The sequence below is a fragment of the Blautia intestinalis genome, assembly GCF_014297355.1.
Lineage (GTDB): Bacteria > Bacillota > Clostridia > Lachnospirales > Lachnospiraceae > Blautia_A > Blautia_A intestinalis.
Genome location: NZ_JACOQE010000007.1, coordinates 75,449 through 91,896, shown reverse-complemented (window position 1 = coordinate 91,896; position 16,448 = coordinate 75,449). Strand labels below are relative to the sequence as shown.

Annotated in this window: 15 protein-coding genes; 7 read left to right on the top strand and 8 right to left on the bottom strand. The window is 40.1% G+C overall.

Annotation, left to right across the window (positions count from 1 at the left end; translation table 11 throughout):
• Positions 1-4 precede the first annotated feature (4 nt).
• The 8 genes from H8Z79_RS11820 to dnaA all read right to left on the bottom strand — a co-directional run bounded on the left by H8Z79_RS11820 (position 5) and on the right by dnaA (position 9,458).
• A complete protein-coding gene (locus H8Z79_RS11820) occupies positions 5-910 on the bottom strand; it encodes a S1 RNA-binding domain-containing protein (protein WP_118049668.1) in 906 nt (301 codons plus the stop codon).
• Positions 911-1,262: 352 nt separating this feature from the next.
• Positions 1,263-1,721 carry a DUF1002 domain-containing protein gene (locus H8Z79_RS11815; protein ID WP_015541434.1) on the bottom strand — a complete coding sequence of 153 codons (459 nt, stop codon included), beginning with the start codon at positions 1,719-1,721 and terminating at the stop codon, positions 1,263-1,265.
• 359 nt (positions 1,722-2,080) lie between these two features.
• A complete protein-coding gene (rsmA, locus tag H8Z79_RS11810) occupies positions 2,081-2,953 on the bottom strand; it encodes a 16S rRNA (adenine(1518)-N(6)/adenine(1519)-N(6))-dimethyltransferase RsmA (protein WP_015541433.1) in 873 nt (290 codons plus the stop codon).
• A 25-nt stretch (positions 2,954-2,978) separates the two neighbouring features.
• The gene (locus H8Z79_RS11805; protein WP_243023238.1) at positions 2,979-5,372 is read right to left on the bottom strand and encodes a hypothetical protein; all 2,394 of its coding nucleotides are present in this window, start codon (positions 5,370-5,372) and stop codon (positions 2,979-2,981) included.
• A 57-nt stretch (positions 5,373-5,429) separates the two neighbouring features.
• Entirely contained in the window at positions 5,430-6,521 is a 1,092-nt protein-coding gene (gene recF, locus H8Z79_RS11800; protein ID WP_015541432.1) for a DNA replication/repair protein RecF, read from the bottom strand.
• A 1-nt stretch (position 6,522) separates the two neighbouring features.
• The gene (locus H8Z79_RS11795) at positions 6,523-6,735 is read right to left on the bottom strand and encodes an RNA-binding S4 domain-containing protein (protein WP_015541431.1); all 213 of its coding nucleotides are present in this window, start codon (positions 6,733-6,735) and stop codon (positions 6,523-6,525) included.
• Between the two features lie 35 nt (positions 6,736-6,770).
• Complete coding sequence (gene dnaN / locus H8Z79_RS11790) at positions 6,771-7,886, bottom strand: DNA polymerase III subunit beta (RefSeq protein WP_118040467.1); 1,116 nt, start codon at positions 7,884-7,886, stop codon at positions 6,771-6,773.
• Between the two features lie 192 nt (positions 7,887-8,078).
• On the bottom strand, positions 8,079-9,458 hold the full coding sequence (gene dnaA / locus H8Z79_RS11785; RefSeq protein ID WP_015541429.1) for a chromosomal replication initiator protein DnaA: 1,380 nt from the start codon (positions 9,456-9,458) through the stop codon (positions 8,079-8,081).
• 567 nt (positions 9,459-10,025) lie between these two features.
• Between dnaA and rpmH the strand changes: the two genes are divergently transcribed.
• From rpmH to mnmG, 7 genes are all read left to right on the top strand, one after another.
• Positions 10,026-10,160, top strand: a complete 135-nt coding sequence (gene rpmH, locus H8Z79_RS11780) for a 50S ribosomal protein L34 (RefSeq protein WP_005423866.1) — start codon at positions 10,026-10,028, stop codon at positions 10,158-10,160.
• Between the two features lie 56 nt (positions 10,161-10,216).
• The gene (gene rnpA, locus H8Z79_RS11775; protein ID WP_015541428.1) at positions 10,217-10,579 is read left to right on the top strand and encodes a ribonuclease P protein component; all 363 of its coding nucleotides are present in this window, start codon (positions 10,217-10,219) and stop codon (positions 10,577-10,579) included.
• Positions 10,560-10,769: a membrane protein insertion efficiency factor YidD gene (gene yidD / locus H8Z79_RS11770; RefSeq protein ID WP_015541427.1), complete on the top strand. Its 210-nt coding sequence runs from the start codon at positions 10,560-10,562 to the stop codon at positions 10,767-10,769. Before rnpA ends, yidD begins: the two co-directional genes overlap by 20 nt.
• Positions 10,770-10,828: 59 nt before the next feature.
• The gene (locus H8Z79_RS11765) at positions 10,829-12,091 is read left to right on the top strand and encodes a YidC/Oxa1 family membrane protein insertase (RefSeq protein ID WP_072523412.1); all 1,263 of its coding nucleotides are present in this window, start codon (positions 10,829-10,831) and stop codon (positions 12,089-12,091) included.
• A gap of 29 nt (positions 12,092-12,120) precedes the next feature.
• Entirely contained in the window at positions 12,121-13,065 is a 945-nt protein-coding gene (gene jag, locus H8Z79_RS11760; RefSeq protein WP_015541426.1) for an RNA-binding cell elongation regulator Jag/EloR, read from the top strand.
• 102 nt (positions 13,066-13,167) lie between these two features.
• A complete protein-coding gene (mnmE, locus tag H8Z79_RS11755; protein WP_015541425.1) occupies positions 13,168-14,541 on the top strand; it encodes a tRNA uridine-5-carboxymethylaminomethyl(34) synthesis GTPase MnmE in 1,374 nt (457 codons plus the stop codon).
• Between the two features lie 15 nt (positions 14,542-14,556).
• Positions 14,557-16,446, top strand: a complete 1,890-nt coding sequence (gene mnmG, locus H8Z79_RS11750) for a tRNA uridine-5-carboxymethylaminomethyl(34) synthesis enzyme MnmG (RefSeq protein ID WP_118040469.1) — start codon at positions 14,557-14,559, stop codon at positions 16,444-16,446.
• Positions 16,447-16,448 lie beyond the last annotated feature (2 nt).

The following is a 16,448-nucleotide window of genomic DNA, read 5'->3' as shown; positions in this document are numbered from 1 at the left end:
TTTCTTAATCTAATTTAATATTTGCAAAAAGAGAGCCAAGTGAAGTGGTTGCCTGCTGTCCGGCATCCGGTACTTCATAGACTTCTTCTTCGATTTCCTTCGCCATCATATCAGATGCTTCTTTGATACTGAGGCTTAACTTGCCGTCTTTGATTGCAGTTACTTTAACTTTTACTTTATCACCGACTGCCAGAACTTCGGATGGTTTTTTGATTCGTTTTTCACAGATCTGGGAAATATGAACCAGTCCGGAAAGTCCGTTTCCGAGGTCAACAAAAGCACCATACGGCTGAAGACTTTCTACAGTTCCTTCTGTTACCAGTCCGATTTCAAGGTTTGAAACTTTATTTTTTCTTTCTTCTTCCGCTTTTGCTCTGAGAATTTCTTTTGCGGAAAGAATCAGTTTCTTGCTGTCTTTGTCGACATCAATGACCTGAACCTGAATCGGTTTATTCAGATATTCTTCTGTATCTTCTACATATCCAAGTGCAAGCTTTGATGCCGGAATAAATCCCCGCACACCTTCTACATAAGCAATTACCCCTGCATTTGTAATGCCTTTAACTACTACATTAATAATTTCTCCGGATTTCTTTAATTCTTCCAGTTTGTCCCATGCAAGAATATCTGAAGCTTCCACTCTGGAAAGAAGGATATTACCGTGTCCGTCATCTTTGCGTACGACTGTCGCAGATACTTCATCTCCTTCATGTACTTCTTCTTTGATATTGAATCCCGGTTCTCTGCTGTAATCTTCTACCGGAATCACACCTTCTGCGTAATATTTCAGATCAAGGATTACTTCTTTTTCATCTACACTGATTACAGTTCCTGTAAGAATATCGCCTTCTTCTATTTTTTTCATTGATTCTTCCAGTTCTTTTTCAAAATCTTTCATTGATTCAGCCATGATATTCCGTTCTCCTTTACTTTTTTGTTTTATTATATTATAACACCAAAAATAAAAAAAGCCCCAAAATAGGGCTTTATAAACGAGGAGTGCCCCGGCAGTGGTTTACCGGGGCGATTATTATGAAAAAATTTATGTGTAATGAAGAACATTACAACGTCTGTTTTGTGTAGCTCTTTCGAACTGTTCTTATCATAGCAGTCAATTATGAACATATTATGAACAAGCAGTGAATCTTTCGTGTATTTGCACAATTTTTAAGATTCATTTCATTTTTTTTTATAAATTTGCCACATATTCTTGTTTCACATAGATTTTTCATTTGTTTATTTTATATAATACTCACTATTACTTAGTTAAGCAGGCTTTTTGCAATGTCGATGAGTTTTCCGATAACGCCCTTGACATCATCTTTCGTAATTCCAAGACTTTCGAGCTTATCATATACCTTTGTGATCTGGGCTCTCAGCTCATTTTCATCAAGATTCATATTTTTGAATTTGTTGTATAACTGAACCAGTGTAGACTTCTCAGAATCAGTAAGTGAAATACCAAGTCCGCTTGCTGCCACATCAATGGCATTGCTGATTTCTTCATCGGATACATCAATCTGGCCGATTGCATCTTTTGCAGCAACGATAATGTCGACTACTTTATCCGGATCAGAAAGAAGATCATCCACTCCACTGTTCTCCAGTACGGATACCGCCTGGTCTACTGCATCAGATGTTGTATCTGCATACACCATTGCCGGTGTAGTACATGTAAGAGCTCCTGCAAGAATAAATGCGCTTAATTTGTTTATTTTCATTTTTAATTACCTCCTGAATCAACTGTCCTTTTTTGGTACGCTCTGCATTATAGCACACTTTTTCTCATTGCTGTAAAATTCTTTTTCACTTTTTTTCCACGCTCATTCATAAAAGCTTCGACAATCGTTCACCGTTTTTTCATAACTTAAACACGATTCCATCATAATTTCCGAATATACTAAGACCATAAAAATAATACAGCCAACATTATTTTTATAAATTTTCTTTTTCATATGTTGATTACTGAAAGGTAATCAACTCTCCTTCCTTTTAAATTAAATAAAATAACTATAAAGGGCATCCGACCAGCCACCGGATGCCCTTTATAGTTATTTTTATTTATCTCTCGTTTATTCTTTTATTTCATGTCGAAAAAAATATCGGACAGTTTTGCAAACTGCTCCAGTGTCAGTGCCTCTCCGCGAATATTTAACGGAAGTCCACACTCAGTGATTGCCGCTTCTACCTGCTCTTTTGTATAATTCAGTTCCTGCGAATTCTTAAGGCCGTTTGCAAGTGTCTTTCTCCTCTGGTTAAAAGAAGCGCGGATGATACGAAACATCAGCTTTTCATCCTTTGCCGTAACAGGTGGATTCTGATGTCGTGTCAGCCTGATCACTGCACTTCCGACTTTTGGCCTCGGCATAAAACAGTTCGGCGGAACGTTTGCCACAATTTCCGGTTTCGCATAATACTGGACTGCCAGTGATAAAGCTCCGTAATCTTTGGATCCCGGTCCGGTCTGCATACGATCTGCGACTTCTTTCTGAACCATTACTGTGATCGAATCTACCGGAACATGACTTTCAAACAATCCCATAATGATCGGCGTCGTAATGTAATACGGCAGGTTTGCCACAACTTTGATCGGACGTCCCTGATTCTTCTCGTCTGCGATCTTACGTATATCGGTCTTTAATATATCTCCGTGGATCACATTGACATTATCCCATTCTTTCAAAGTATCTTTCAGAATCGGAATCAGTGCATCGTCAATCTCTACAGCAGTTACTTCTCTTGCAGAATCAGCAAGATACTGGGTCATCGTTCCGATTCCCGGTCCGATTTCCAGCACAAAATCATCTTTTGTGATTTCAGAAGCCTGTATGATTCTGTCCAGGACATGTGTATCGATCAGAAAATTCTGACCAAATCTTTTCTGGAAAACAAATCCATACTTTTGAAGAACTTCAATGGTATATTTGGGATTTCCGAGATAAGGTCTGGTCATAATTTCCTCCTGATATATGTTTGTTTTAATTAAAATCTTTTTCGTAAAGTACTTTATATCCGTCCTGATTTACTTTTTTCTTGGATATCAGTTTACGGATACCGCCTTTTGATTTCATGATTGCATTGTCGATCATATCTTTGACCGCACCGATATTCATCGGCTGATCCTCTTTCTGGCTCGTACTGATCAGGTTGTACAGTGCAAGCATGCCCATCTGATCGATCGTGTATCCGTTTTCTCTTGTGTACACTTTTGCAAAGTTTACAAGCTCGTCATTGGTGAATACCGGAATATTAATCATAGATGTAAACTTAGATGTAAATTTCGGGAATCTCGCAATCAGCTTGCGCATACCGATTTTTTCATCTTCAATGATTACGATCAGTCCGTCTGTGCGGAATTCCATTGCTTTATTTAACTGCTCGACTGTTTCTTTTGTGAGCTGATTTGCATTTTCGATAACAAGGAAACCACCGGACATCTTCTTCACGATTTCTGCAATATTCTTGCCATTGATCTGATCAGCAAACACATAGGCAACCTTGGATGCTTCCAGATTGAGTTCTTTACAGATTGCAGGAATCAATCCGGAAATCAGGCGTGTTTTTCCTGTTTCACGAGCACCCATGACGATCACGTTACCGGTTTTTGAGGTCTTGTCGGATGCATTGATCTGTACATCATACAGAGCTTCAACGATCTGTTCTCTCAGTCCCGGAACTTTTGCAAAATAAGTAAACAGCTTCTCTTCATCCTCAGTCATTTTTTTATCACGCGGAATGATATCCTCTGCGTTATTTTCCGGCTGAATGGAATCAATGAACTGCTCCAGTTCTTCTTCCTGTGTAAGAGGTTTCGCTGATTTTTCCTTCTTGGAATGTTTTACTTCTTTTACCGGAATTTCAACTGTCTCTGCAAGATCATCCTCATCGGCGTTTCTTCCGGCAGGACCGTTCAGGAACTCATCTTCTGCACTCTGAAGATCTTCTTCTGTCATAAAATCATCCGGATCTTCTTCCGGTTTCAGTGCTTTGACCGGTTTTTTCGGCTGAATCGTTTCTTTCGGAATCTCAATTCCCTGTTCGCTTGCAGCCGCAAGAATTGTATCTTCAAGATTAAAATCAAATTCTTTATCAGAATCTTCTTTGTCCATTCCAGGAAGACAGATATTCGGTGCCTGCGGGATTTCTGTCTCAATAGAAGCATCCACATCAAAATTCTTCATGGATTCAGGAATCTCAAGCTCCGGCATCTTAAACTCTGTTGCTTTTTCCGGTGCAGCATCTTTCTCATTCTGCGTCTCTTCAACTTTACTTTCTGCTACTGATTCGCTATTCTTCTCTTCAGAAACCTCCTGAGCATCTTCTTCCGGATCATGCTCAATCTCTTCTTCTGTAAATTCTTCGATTCGTTCTTCTATATCACTGAATACAGACTGTCCCGGATTTTTCGGTGCATGGATCACCGCATCTTCCGGCTCAAGCTCCGGAACATTGGTCGGCTCTTCCTCAGCAGAAATATCTTTGATCATTTCTTCCTGCACTTCTTCTGCCGGTGTCTCAGATTCTTCCTCAGTCAGCTCTTCACTTTCCTCTTTTTTCTTGCCGCTGAAAATATCACGGATGCCTTTGGAGATTTTTTCCTGAAGGCTTTCTGCTCCGTTTACATCACGTTCATCAATGCGGACGCTTTCGATGGCCGGACCTTCATCCTCTGCTTTTTCGATTTCGGATATTTCCTGACTATCTTTATCTGTATTTAATTCAGCTGCTTCTTCTACCGTTGTAAGGTTCGGAATAAACTGTTTGTCATATTTTTCCTTTTCTTTTCCGGTCAGCATACCCATACGGTTCTTAAGATCCAGTGCTTTCATGACATATTTGCCTTCACTGAACCAGAGAACCATCTCATTACAGAGATCCAGGCATTTCTCTGTATCACCATTCTGATAATACAGTTTTGCCAGTTCGTAAGACCATCTTTCTGTAAATTCTTTTTCTTTGTATTCTTCCAGAATCCTGATCTGCTGATCAAGCGGAACCTGTTTTTCTTTGCTTATTTTATAATTCAGAATATACCGGGTACTGTCATTAGGGGCAATTTCCAGAAATTCTTCATAAAATTCTTCTGCTTCCTGAATATCCTTTATTCTGAGGGATACTTCGATTAAGCGGTACAAAATATTTTTGCCAATAGGAGCTCTGTGATAAGCGAGAAGAAAAATCTCCTTACTGTCCTCGTATCTTTTATTTGCTGCGTAAATCTCACCTACAACACATAAAGTACGGACATTCTTCACACGACGCCAGTCAATACTGTCTACAACTTCCATGGCATCCTTGTAATTTTTCTTTTCTACAAGGCGATTTATTTCTTCAAGTTTGATCCGAAATTCCTCTTTATCCAATGTATTCACCAACTTTCCAATAGTTAAAACCAGTGTATCATAAGCATACCTGCTTGTCAAAATACTTTAGCCGCTTACCGGATTATAAACTTCTCCCTTTATGACTCTGAAAACCTTGTTGATATGAAACTGGTTACTTACAAAATCATCCAGTCCGGTACAGGTGATCAGTGTCTGAATATCATGAATACAATCCAGAAGGTAAGTCTGCCTGTTGCTGTCCAACTCTGAAAGTACATCATCCAGCAAAAGTATCGGAGTATCTTTGATTTTTTCTTTTACGAGATATATTTCTGAAAGTTTCAAAGACAGAGCTGCCGTACGCTGCTGTCCCTGAGATCCGTATTTGCGTATATCGATCCCATTTACCACCAAACTCAGATCATCGCGATGCGGTCCTGCGGATGTCATCTTCATTCGGATATCCCGTTCCCTGTTTTTCTTCAAAACATTTTCAAAATCTTCTGCTTCCGTACTCGGCTCATAAACAACTTCAAGGTGTTCAATTCCTCCTGTCAGATTATGGTGAATATCCTGTATTACCTGATTCAGATCACGGACAAAATCTTTGCGCTTATTGATGATCTTTGTGCCATACTGCAGCATCTGCATATCCCAGATATCAAGCGTTTCCTTCAGAGAAGGATTCATATAAAGATCCTTCAGAAGACGGTTTCTCTGGTTCACTATGTGATTATACCCGGCAAGATCAGTCAGATAAATCTGATCAAGTTGACATAATTCCAAATCCATAAACCTTCTTCTCTCACCGGGACCATTTTTTATAATATTCAGGTCTTCCGGTGAAAAAAACACAAGGTTTACAATACCGAATAATTCTCTGGCTTTTTTGATCGGCAGTCCGTTGATTGCAACGCCTTTCGCCTTATTTTTACGGAGGTGCATATCTATTTTGTAAGAAAACTCATCTTTCCGGATCATCATTCGAATGTGAGATTCTTCTTCTCCGAACCGGATGATCTCTTTGTCCTTGCTTCCTCTGTGAGATTTTGTCGTCCCACAAAGATACACCGACTCCAGAATATTGGTCTTTCCCTGTGCATTATCTCCGTAAAAAATATTGGTTCCTTTATCGAAGTCAAGCTGCAGATTCTGATAATTCCTGTAATTTTTAAGCTCTAACGATTTGATATACATATTATTTGATTACTTTTATTTCCTGATTTTCATATGTGATCACATCGCCTGCATAAACTTTGCGGCCTCTGCGCTCATCCACTTCTCCGTTTACCTGAACCAGACCATCCTGAATCGCATATTTGGCTTCCACACCATCTTCAACAACTCCTGCAAGTTTCAAAGCCTGTCCAAGTTTGATAAATTCATCTCTGATTTTGATTTCCAAATCCATTCACCTCTTATTATCCTGACTGATTAACACTTACATTATCTGCTCTGATTCTGGCTGATATTAACCGGAAGGATCAGATATGTGTAGTTTTCTTCATCATCTCTGATAAAGCATGGTGCCTTCGGATTCATCAGATACATGTTGATCACTTCATCGTCGATAACTTTCAAAGCATCGATGAGGAATTTCGGGTTGAATCCTATCACGATGTCTTTACCGGATTTTTCAATATCAATTTCTTCATTCATGGATCCCATCGCAGAATCAATCTTGAGTTCCATGCTGCCATCTGTGATCTCGATAACGATCGGTTTTTTGTCACCTTCTCTTACAAGCAGGGTTGCACGGTCGATACAGTCAAGAAATTCTTTTTTGTTAACACTGACTTTTGTATCGTAATCACTGGAAAGCATCTGGTCGATACGGAAATATTCACCTTCGATCAGTCTGGATACGACCATGGTCTGGTCAAACTCGAATAAAATGTGGTTTTTTGTAAAATAAATATTTACCTGATCATCGATCTCACCGGACAGAATCTTGCTTATTTCACCGAGTGTCTTTCCAGGAACGACAATCTTACGGTCGGAATATTCTCTCTTAAGAGGCATCTTTCGGATAGAAATACGGTGACCGTCAAGAGAAATAATTTTCAGACAGTTATCTTTGATTTCGAACAATTCTCCAGTCATCAGACGGTTATTTTCATTCACTGCAATAGAAAAGATCGTCTGACGGATCATTTCTTTCAAAGTAAACTGAGATAAAGTAAGGGATTCATCTTTTTCAATAACAGGAAGATAAGCAAAATCCTCACCTGCCTTTCCTGGAATGGTAAATTTCGCTTTTTCACAGGTGATCGTTGCAACATAATTGCTGTTAGTTGTGATGGTTACATCATTATCCGGAAGTCTTCGGATGATTTCATAAAAGATTTTTGCATCAAGAGCAACCATACCTTTTTCTTCAATATGTCCGTCTACAATTGTCTCAATACCGAGTTCCATATCATTGGTTGTAAATTTAATCTGATTTGTTGTTGCGTCCATAAGGATACATTCGAGGATTGGCATTGTAGTCTTAGAAGGAACAGCTTTCAAAGATATATTTACGCTTTTTAAAAGATTACTTTTGGAACAGATGATTTTCATGTGTGTATAACTCCTTTCTGTGTCGGAATCTGCTTTATAAATAAAAATATATAAAGAAATCCGCCGTAGCCGCCTTAGGGGGGTGTGAATATGTGAAAAAGTCTTTCAAACCTTGAAAAACGGGGATTTCTTCACTGTATAACTTCGTGTAAAAGTACTTTCAAACTTTGAAAATGTATGTGGAAAAGTCATTTAACCCTGTGGATTAATTTTTTTCTTAAGTGTATCGATTGAGTTTCTGAGGTTATCATTTACCTTTAATTCGTTTTCAATTTTCTCTATCCCGTGCATAACTGTGGTATGATCACGGTCACCGAGATTTTTGCCGATCGTTTTAAGTGAAGTATCAATAATATCTCGGCACAGATACATTGCAATCTGGCGCGGCATAACGATCTTGGAGCTTCTTTTGTTTCCGCAGAGGTCGGCAACAGTCACATGATAGTGTTCGGCAACAACGGAAATGATGTAATCCGGTGTGATTACTTTCTGTTCATTAGGAGAAATGATATCTTTCAGTGCCTGTTCTGCCAGTTCAAGGGTAACTTCTTTCTTTTCGAGCTTCGAACTTGCCATTACTTTATTAAATGCGCCTTCCAGCTCACGAATGTTGGATTTAATATTCGTAGCAATGTATTTGATGACTTCTTCGCTGATGTTATAGCCTTCCATTTCTTCTTTTTTGTGAAGAATGGCCATTCGGGTCTCATAATCAGGCAGTGTGATGTCTGCGATCAGACCCCATTCGAATCTGGAACGGAAACGTTCCTCGAGGATTTCCATATCTTTCGGCGGTTTATCAGAGGAAATGATGATCTGCTTTTTTGCACTGTGAAGGCTGTTGAAAGTATGGAAAAATTCTTCCTGTGTAGATTCCTTTCCTATAATAAACTGGATATCATCGACAAGAAGTACATCGATATTTCTGTATTTTTCGCGGAATTTGGACATAGCGGAGTTATTTCCGTTACGGATCGTTTCGATCAGCTCATTTGTAAATTCTTCGCTGGTAACATACAGAACCTTACTGTTTTCATCATGCTCAATAATGTAATGAGCGATGGAATGCATAAGGTGGGTCTTGCCAAGTCCGGCGCCTCCGTAGATAAAAAGCGGATTGTAGGTATCTCCCGGAGATTCTGCAACTGCAAGGGCTGCCGCCTGGGCAAATTTATTGTTGTTACCGACGATAAAGGTATCAAAAATATATTTGGGATTAAGATGAGCTTCTTCGCAGCGGCGGTCAATGTCAGACATCGCTGTAGATGCGGATGCATTATCATAAGAAGAAACTTCTTTTTTAGGGGCCTCATCAGGAGATATAAATTTGACTTCACACTCTTCCATTCCGGTTATTTCACAGATCGTAACCTGAAGAAGAAGTTTATACTTTTTATTAAGAAGATTTATTAAAACAACCTGCTCGGATGGTACCAGAATCGTGATCACATGATTCCGTACATCGTAGACTTTCAGCGGTTTTAACCAAGTATTAAAGGCAACGTCGCCCACATCATAATCTGCTTTGACTGTCTGCAGAATTTTATCCCAGTTTTCAATAACTTTATCCATGTTTCTATCTCCCGGTTTCTTTGAAAGTTTATATTATAGGTCAAAAGACATAAATATCCGTTTATATATTATAATAAATTCTTTTGTTTAGCAATGATTATTTAAAGGGTTGGGTGGGGAAAATCAAAGAAAAACAGAGAAGTTTTCCACGTTGTCCACATGTGTATAACATGGAAATGGTGGATAAATGCCCATAGGTTTACATAAGTCTGAACGCTGTGGAAAAAAGTATATGGGGATTGTGTATAACTGTGTCCACATAAAAAATATTGTAAAATAAAGGCTTTTTTTAGGGTTATGTGTAAAATTAAGTCGTCTTTGGGGGATAGATTCAGTGGAAAAAATGAAGTTATCCACAAGTTATCCACAAGATGGTGGATAACTTTACGTTAACCATAACTTTCCACACTGGCATGTGGGTACTTTTGAGAATTGAAAAAAAGCCTTATTTTGTAGAATTTTTTAAGATTTTTGCTTGACGAACAGGGGTGTTATGAATATAATTGAAATGATGTTCTATGAAAATATTACGAATAAGGTATAATAGATAAAGGAGGTGCTTTACCTATGAAAATGACATTTCAGCCAAAGAAAAGATCCAGAGCTAAAGTTCATGGATTCAGAGCTCGTATGAGCACAAAGGGTGGCCGTAAAGTATTAGCTGCCAGAAGATTAAAAGGAAGAAAACAGTTATCAGCCTAAGATATAAGACCGCAGTTATGTGGTCTTTTCTTCTATAATAAAAGAAGGGGGATTCGATGAAATACTCAGAGTCCTTAAAGAAAAACAGAGATTTTCAACAGGTTTATAAGCGTGGAACATCAAAAGCAAATCGGTATCTGGTGATGTACGTGCTGCCAAATCAGCACATGAAGAATCGTCTGGGAATATCAGTAAGCAAAAAAGTAGGGAATAGTGTGGTCCGCCACAGAATCACCAGACTGGTAAGGGAAAGCTATCGTTTAAATGAATCTTTATTTAAAAAGAATCTTGATATTGTCGTGATAGCCAGAAACTCCGCAAATGGTACCAACTATCATGAGATAGAGAAAGCATTTATGGATCTGGCGAGGAAGCATGGAATTGCAGGAGATAATGTAAATGAAGAAACTTCTTATTAAACTGATACGTCTCTATCAGAAATATATATCACCGATGAAGAGAACAAAGTGTCCTTATATTCCCACCTGTTCTCAATATGGTTTGGAAGCAATCGAAAAATATGGTGCATTAAAGGGAGGATTACTGGCAGCTTGGCGAATTTTAAGATGTAATCCTTTTTCTCATGGAGGATATGATCCTGTACCATAAATGTATAGGTGGAGGTGGCTCCATCAGATTATCCAGGAGGAACTAGAAAATTGGAAAGTATGATTTTGGCTACTAAGAGTGGTACCCCGATCATTGGTCAGATCGCAGTAGTGATGGGATGGATCATGAATGCAATCTACAAGGTTCTGGATGCAGTTGGAATTCAGAATATCGGTCTTTGTATTATTATTTTCAGTATACTGATCTACCTTTGTATGACTCCTCTGCAGATCAAACAGCAGAAATTTTCTAAGCTGAGTGCGATCATGCAGCCTGAGATCCAGAAGATACAGAAGAAATATCAGGGTAAAAAAGATCAGGATTCCATGATGAAGATGCAGGAAGAAACACAGGCAGTATACCAGAAATATGGTGTATCTGCGACAGGAAGCTGCGTTCAGCTGGCAATCCAGATGCCGATCCTGTTTGCCCTGTATCAGGTAATCCAGAACATTCCGGCTTATGTTGGAAGTGTTTACAATGTATTTAACGGCGTCTGCACAAAAATCCTTGCAGTAGACGGATTTACAAATATCATTAATAACTTTATCACAGATAACAAGATGACACGAGTAAGACAGGTTACGGAAAATGCAGATTCTATCGTAGATTTCCTGTATGCTCTGTCTCCGTCCCAGTGGGAATCCTTACAGAAGATCAGTCAGTTTTCCGGATTTTCTGATCAGATCAGCAAAACTGCTTCTGAAATTCAGAAGATGCAGACTTTTGGTGTACTGAACATTGCGGATCAGCCACTGAGCTATATTAAAACAGGATCTCTGATCCTTATCATTGCAGCACTTGCAATTCCGCTTTTATCATGGGCAACTCAGATGCTCAACTTAAAACTTATGCCACAGGCCGCAACACAGAACGGAAATGATGGCAACAACGCAATGGCAAGCTCCATGAAGACTATGAACACAGTTATGCCGCTGATGTCCGCATTCTTCTGTTTCACATTCCCGGTAGGTCTTGGTATTTACTGGATTGCCAGTTCAGTAGTAAGAAGTATCCAGCAGCTTCTGATAAACCGTCATCTGGACAAGATGAACATTGATGATCTGGTAAATGAAAATATGAGAAAGATGGAAGCCAAGAGAGCTAAAGAAGGTCTTCCGCCTCAGAAGATTACCAATCAGGCACATCAGAGTGTTAAAAACATCAATAAAATTGACAAGGGCATGAGTGGTACAGATGAAAACAGCCGTGCGAAGAAGGTGGAAGATGCTTACGAAAAGGCTTCACACGCAAAAGCCGGAAGTATCACAGCCAAGGCAAATATGGTAAGAGATTTTGATGCACGTAATAAGAAGAAATAAATAAAAAACAGGGAAGGCGGGGTTTTATCATGGGTGAATATATGCAGTTTTCAGCCAAAACCAAGAATGAGGCAATTACCAAGGCATGTATTGAACTGGGTGTATCCAGTGATCAGCTTGATATTCAGGTAGTGAGTGAAGGAAGCTCCGGATTTTTTGGAATCGGAAGCAAACCGGCGATCATTAAAGCTCGCAAAGTAGAAGAAAGTTCTGAAGAAAAAGAAATCGAAAAGATCATAGATTCTGTTAAGATCGATGCACTTAAAGAAGAAACTGCGAAAGAAGTGCAGAAACCAGCAGTGAAGTCTGTTTCCAAAACACCGGAAACCAAAAAAGAATCCGGTGGAGAAAAAGCAAAAGAAGAAAGACAGCCGAAACCGGTCAGGGAAAAACAGTTCAGAGAAAAAGCTTCCAAAGAGAAGCCAGTCAGAGAACAGAAAGAAAAACCTGCAAAAGAAAAAACGGTAAGAGCTGCAAAGGCAATAGAGATCATTACAGATCCGGAAGAAATCAAAGATATCGAAGAGAGAGCACTTGTATTCCTGAAAGATGTATTTGCTTCCATGGATCTCGGAGAAGTAACCATCACTTCCAAATACAACACAACAGACGGCTGTCTGGAAGTTGATTTCGAGGGCGAAGATATGGGAATCCTCATCGGTAAGAGAGGACAGACACTGGATTCCCTCCAGTATCTGACAAGCCTTGTTGTAAACAAAGGAAAATCCGATTACATCCGTGTAAAACTGGATACCGAAGATTACAGAAGACGCCGTAAAGAAACTCTGGAAAATCTGGCAAGAGGAATTGCCTACAAAGTCAAAAAGACAAGAAAACCGGTAGTACTTGAGCCGATGAATCCTTACGAAAGAAGAATCATCCACTCAGCACTTCAGGGAAACAAATTTGTTGAGACAGTGAGTGAGGGTGAAGAACCTTACCGTCACGTAGTTGTAAAATTAAAAAGATACTAATATATGATTTTAAAAGATGTTATTCTAGGTGAAAGCGTGAATAACACGTGCTTGACGTGTGCTTTTTACCCTGAATAACATCTTTCTTTTTCAGGAGGAAATATGGACGCTACAATTGCAGCAATTTCTACAGCTATGAGTGCTTCGGGTATCGGCATCGTCCGCATCAGCGGAGAAAAAGCAATGGATGTGATTGCGAATATTTACCGTTCCAAAAACGGCAAAAAAGATATCCGTGAAGTAGGAAGCCATACGATACATTATGGCTTTATCTATGACGGGGAAGAAGTTGTAGATGAAGTATTAGTTATGATTATGAAAGGACCTCACACATATACAGGTGAGGACACTGTTGAAATAGATTGTCATGGTGGTGTATATGCCATGAAGAGGGTTCTCGAGACGGTACTGAAAAACGGTGCCATCATTGCAGAACCGGGAGAATTTACAAAAAGAGCGTTTTTAAACGGAAGACTGGATCTTTCGCAGGCAGAGGCGGTCATGGATGTTATTCAGGCCAAAAACTCAATGGCACTGAAAAGCTCTGTTGAGCAATTAAAGGGTTCTGTGCAGAAAGCAATCCGGGAGATCCGTGCAAGGCTGTTGCATCAGATTGCTTATATTGAGACAGCACTTGACGATCCGGAGCATTTTGACCTTACCGGGTATCCACAGGAACTACTTGAAATTGTGGAAAAAGAGAGTGAAAATATAAGTAACCTGTTGAAAACTGCTGACGACGGAAGAATGATTCAGGAAGGAATCAAGACTGTCATTCTTGGAAAACCAAATGCGGGAAAATCATCGCTGCTTAATTTTCTTGTAGGGGAAGACCGTGCAATCGTTACAGAAATCGCAGGAACGACAAGAGATATTCTTGAGGAATATATTTCATTGAACGGCATTACACTTCGGATGATCGATACCGCAGGTATCCGTGAGACAGAAGACATTGTGGAAAAAATCGGTGTCGGCAAGGCAAAACAGATGGCTGAGGATGCGGATCTGATCCTTTATGTGGTGGATTCTTCACTTCCGCTTGATGAGAATGACAGAGAAATCATGGAACTTCTTTCCGGTCGAAAGAGTATTGTCATCTACAATAAAACCGATCTAGAAGCCGCAGTGAGTATTGAAGAATTAAAAGAAAAAACAGGAAGTCCGGTCATTCCTGTATCTGTTGTGGAAGAAACAGGACTCAGACAGCTTGAAGATGAGATAAGGCGTATGTTTTTCCATGGAGAACTTTCCTTTAATGATGAGGTATATATCACAAATGCCCGTCATAAAGCAGCACTTGAAGAGGCAAAAGAAAGTCTGAAGCTGGTAAAAGAAAGCATCAACATGGGAATGGCAGAAGATTTTTTCTCCATAGACCTGATGAGTGCATACGAAAGTCTCGGACGCATCGTAGGCGAGTCTGTGGGTGAAGACCTTGTAAATGAAATATTCAGCAAATTCTGCGTAGGAAAGTAAGAAGGGAAGATAATAATGGAAAATAAAACACTGGAAAAAACCTGCGATATCGTAGTGGTAGGTGCAGGACATGCCGGATGTGAAGCCGCACTTGCCGGTGCGCGTCTGGGGCTTGATACAGTGATGTTTACGGTAAGTGTCGACAGTATTGCACTGATGCCGTGTAATCCGAATGTAGGCGGAAGCTCAAAGGGTCATCTGGTAAAAGAGCTGGATGCCCTCGGTGGAGAAATGGGTAAAAATATTGACAAGACATTTATTCAGTCAAAAATGTTGAACAAGTCAAAAGGTCCTGCCGTACATTCCTTAAGAGCGCAGGCAGATAAACAGGCATACAGTACAGAGATGCGAAAAACTCTGGAAAATCAGGAAAATCTGACCATCAAACAGGGAGAAGTAACAGAACTTCTCGTCGAAGACGGAAAGATCACAGGTGTAAAACTGTATTCCGGAGCCATTTATCACTGTCAGGCAGTTGTACTCTGTACAGGAACATACCTGAAGGCAAGATGTATCTACGGAGATGTCAGCAATTATACCGGGCCGAATGGTCTGCAGGCAGCCAATTATCTGACAGATTCCCTGAAATCTCTCGGAATCGAAATGTTTCGTTTTAAGACAGGAACACCGGCGCGAATTGCAGGAAATACTATTGATTATTCGAAGATGGAAGAACAGTTTGGTGACGAAAGGGTTGTGCCGTTTTCCTTTTCTACAGATCCGGAGTCTGTACAGATCTCACAGAAATCATGCTGGCTGACTTATACAAATGAAAAAACACATGAGATCATCCGTAACAATCTGGACCGTTCCCCGTTATATTCTGGAATGATCGAGGGAACCGGACCGAGATACTGCCCGTCCATCGAGGATAAAGTCGTTCGTTTTGCAGACAAAAACCGTCATCAGGTATTTATCGAACCGGAAGGACTTTATACGAATGAAATGTATATCGGCGGAATGTCCAGCTCACTTCCTGAAGATGTACAGGATGCCATGTATCATTCTGTTCCGGGTCTTGAACATGCAAAAATCGTAAAGAATGCTTATGCAATCGAATATGACTGCATTAATCCGCGTCAGCTTTATCCGACACTGGAATTTAAGAAGATCAAAGGTCTGTTCAGCGGCGGACAGTTTAACGGAAGTTCCGGATATGAAGAAGCAGCCGCACAGGGGCTGATTGCCGGAATCAATGCCGCAATGGAGATCAAAGGTCAGGAGCAGCTTGTATTGGATCGCTCTGAGGCTTATATTGGCGTACTGATCGATGATCTTGTAACAAAAGAAAACCATGAGCCGTACCGAATGATGACCAGCCGTGCAGAATATCGCCTGCTTCTGAGACAGGATAATGCCGATCTCCGTCTTCGCAAGAAAGGGTATCAGGTAGGTCTGATCGATGAAGAAACTTATCAGGCAGTTCTTCGAAAAGAAGAAGCCATTCAGAAAGAAATTGACAGAACAGAACATGCAACGATCGGCGGAACACCACAGGTACAGAAACTTCTGGAAGAAAAGGGCAGTACACTTCTGAAATCAGGTACAACGATCGCCGAGCTGATCCGCAGACCGGAACTTAATTATGAAGATCTGGCACCAATTGATCCGGAAAGGCCGGAACTTCCGTGGGATGTGAAGCAGCAGGTGGAAATCAACCTGAAATATGAAGGTTATATCAAACGCCAGCTCAAACAGGTAGAACAGTTTAAGAAGCTGGAAGCAAAGAAGATTCCGGAAGATCTTGATTATGAAAAAGTCGGAAGCCTGCGCATCGAAGCGAGACAGAAGCTGGAATTATACCGTCCGATTTCCATTGGACAGGCATCTCGTATTTCCGGTGTATCACCGGCAGATATTTCCGTACTTCTGGTATATCTTGAACAGTACAGAAGAAATTCCTGAGA